Origin of the sequence: Erythrobacter donghaensis (genome assembly GCF_001557325.1) — a bacterium.
GTDB classification, from domain to species: Bacteria; Pseudomonadota; Alphaproteobacteria; order Sphingomonadales; family Sphingomonadaceae; genus Erythrobacter; species Erythrobacter donghaensis_B.
In genome coordinates this window covers 1-2,867 of sequence record NZ_LSJS01000198.1, presented here as the reverse complement: position 1 = coordinate 2,867, position 2,867 = coordinate 1, and the positions used below count along the sequence as shown (strand labels likewise).

2 protein-coding genes and 1 pseudogene are annotated in these 2,867 nt (G+C 62.4%); 2 read left to right on the top strand and 1 reads right to left on the bottom strand.

Translation table 11 applies throughout. The features are described from left to right. Nucleotides 1–55: 55 nt before the first annotated feature. Nucleotides 56–220, top strand: a pseudogene (locus AX692_RS19055) (ATP-binding protein); the annotation flags it as partial. Between the two features lie 312 nt (nt 221–532). Further along, on the top strand, nt 533–1,600 hold the full coding sequence (locus AX692_RS11995) for an alpha/beta hydrolase (protein WP_066117161.1): 1,068 nt from the start codon (nt 533–535) through the stop codon (nt 1,598–1,600). A gap of 161 nt (nt 1,601–1,761) precedes the next feature. Here the strand turns inward: AX692_RS11995 and AX692_RS11990 are convergent, their stop codons facing one another. Then, nucleotides 1,762–2,793 (bottom strand): AMP-binding protein, encoded by a 1,032-nt coding sequence (locus AX692_RS11990; RefSeq protein ID WP_269135525.1) that lies wholly within the window; start codon nt 2,791–2,793, stop codon nt 1,762–1,764. Nucleotides 2,794–2,867 lie beyond the last annotated feature (74 nt).

The window sequence follows — 2,867 nt, the reverse complement described above, 5'->3', positions numbered from 1 at the left end:
TACCGGATTTGTTCGCCCTTAGCGTGCAGATACGTCACTTTCGTGTAGTCACCCCTACGAGCGCACCTCCGTCATCGTCACGACCAACCTCGCCTTTGGCGAGTGGCCGACTGTCTTCGGCGACCCCAAGATGACCACCGCGCTGCTCGACCGCATTACCCACCACTGCGACATCGTCGAGACCGGCAACGACAGCTGGCGCTTCAAACACCGCAGCTGACGCCCGAGGCACCCGGCAGAGAACGCTTCGCGCTGGTTGCGCCTCCGGTCGGGCTACGCCCGCCCTACGCCGCAACCAGCGCGAACGGCGCGCCCGTCATACCTGTCACGCTGCTCGACGAAGGGGGTCTCTTTTGGACGCCGATAGGGGGTCCTTTTTGGACGCCGATTGACAGACGGGGCGGTGATGGGTACCTTCGAGGAACGTAGCCGATCTTAGCAGTCCATAAACCAGATAGGAGCGCGCGGTGTGAACAGATCCCGAACTTCGACTACGCTATTAGGCGTCGGACTCGGACTTGCCGCAACGGCCGTGATTGTCGCAAGCAGAAAGCGTGACGCAGGAGCCGCGATCAACCTATTTGACGCTGCGGAAGCACGCTCGGTCAATCAAGCATCGTTCACGCAAGTTCCCATAATCAAGCAGCCCCTCCCGACGCGCGTCAAAGCACTCGCGCGCATCATGGCCGGTGCAGGCGACATTACGGTCGATCTGCTCGCGTCGGGAAAGATGGCGTCCGCAGGAAGGTCCGGCGGGGCGCTGAAGGGCGCCATCATGGGCTTCAAGCGCGACGGGGTGACGTGCGTGGACAAGTCGATCGAAGGACGCGACGGCCCGATCAAGGTGAGGATATACACGCCCGAGGCGCTCGAGACCGCGCCTCGGCCCCTCGTCGTGGAATTTCACGGTGGTGGATGGGCGGTTGGCGATCTCAGCACGGCCGATTGGATTGCGAGCACCATCGCGCGCGACCTGGACGCTATCGTCGTCTCCGTTGATTATCGTCTCTCACCTACACACCCGTTCCCGGCGGGCCTGCACGATTGCTACGATGCGCTCGCATGGGCTGCGAGTAACATGGAGATGCTCGGCGCGCGCGCGAAGCGCCTAGGCGTCATGGGAGAGAGCGCTGGCGGAAATCTCGCAGCCGCCGTAACCTTGATGGCGCGCGAACAAGGTGGACCGGTCATCGATCACCAGGTGCTTCTATATCCTGCAACAGATCTGCGGAACTCGACGCGCTCCCGACGCCAGAATATGAAAGGGCCGGTGCTCGTCGGAAATGCGCTCGACGCTTGCGAGGAGTCCTATGCCGGGAAAGGAGACCCGACGAACGATTGGCGGCTGTCGCCGCTGCGGGCGCGTGACAAGGAAAACCTACCTCCAGCGCTAGTTCAGATCGCGAGCTACGATCCGCTCTACGATGACGGCGTGGCCTATGCGGAAGCACTGCGAGACGCGGGTGTGCCGACAAGGCTCACGGCTTACACGGCCATGCCGCACGGTTATGTCAACATGCCGTATTTCTGCCGGGACGCAAAGGCGGCCATGCGGGAGGTCGTGGCGGAGCAGCGCAAGTATCTCAGAGCCGATCGATAAGGAGCGGATCCCGGGTCACGGATCGATCCGGGGTTCAGCCATCGTATCGCTAAATCGAAAAACGCGTTAGCAGAGGCCGTGCAACCAGTGTCGGCCCTCACCGACATCTGGTTACATGGCGTCTGGTTCGTCCTGGCCGGGCAGATCATGCCTTTGAGAGCCTAGCCGACGCTGGGGTACCCGCCGCCGCCATGGGCGAGATCCACAGCGGCTCGATCGACGAAGCCGCTCGAGTTACGCGGCAGAGCATCGACGAACTCCACCGTTTTCGGTTTCTTGTAACTGGCGAGACGGGCGCGGCAGTGCTCGATTAGATCTTCAGCAGTGGGCGAGGTTCCCGGCTTCCGGACGATTACCGCCTTCACGTTCTGGTCCCATGTGGGATCCGGAACCCCGATGACGCAGACATCAGCGACGCCCTCGTGCGTGCGCAGACAGTTCTCCACCTCGGCCGGGTAGACGTTCTCGATGCCCGTCTTGATCATGCCGGTCTTCGGGCCGACGAAGACGAGGCTGCCATCCGGCGCCCGCCGCCCCAGGTCGTTCGTACGATGCCAACCATCCACGACGCGACGCTCGTTCTCCTCGGGCCGGTTCCAATAGCCACACATGACAAGTGGCCCCCTAGCTAGGATCTCGCCGGTCTCCCCGTGCGCAATCTCCGTGCCTGCGTCGTCCGCGATCTTGAACTGGACGAAGGGAATCGAACGTCCCGCGCCCGTTCCCCCCATCCAAAGGACGGATGACAAGCCGCCGATCTCCGTCTGACCGTATCCCCCCATCCGCTTCATCGATGGGGCGTGCGCGGGCATAACCAAGGGGATCCGATAGTCCGAGAGCTGCGCGTCGGCGAACAACGAGGACACGTCGTACGCTCCATCCGCGTTAACCGCCCGCATCTGCGCGATCGTAGGCGGAGCGATGAAGGCGTGGGTCACGCGATTCGCCTGAATGCTTTCCAACAGCTCACTCGCGTCCACGCGCGCAACGAAGACGTTTCGACCGCCAGCGAGGAAGGTGCCAAGCGTGCCCATCATGACACCGATGTGGAACATCGGACCTGACACAAGGTAGGCGCTGTCCTCGCTGATGGCCTGAGCCATCATTCCCTGCCATGCCATGATGATCAGTGACTCGTGGCTTAGAAGCGCAGCACCGGGGCGACCGGAGAAGCCGGCGGTATAGATTGCCAGAACAGGGGTCGAAGTTTCCAGGGACTGTCAGGATTTCCGTGTGCGGCCGGGCGGTTGATCATCAGGCCGCCATG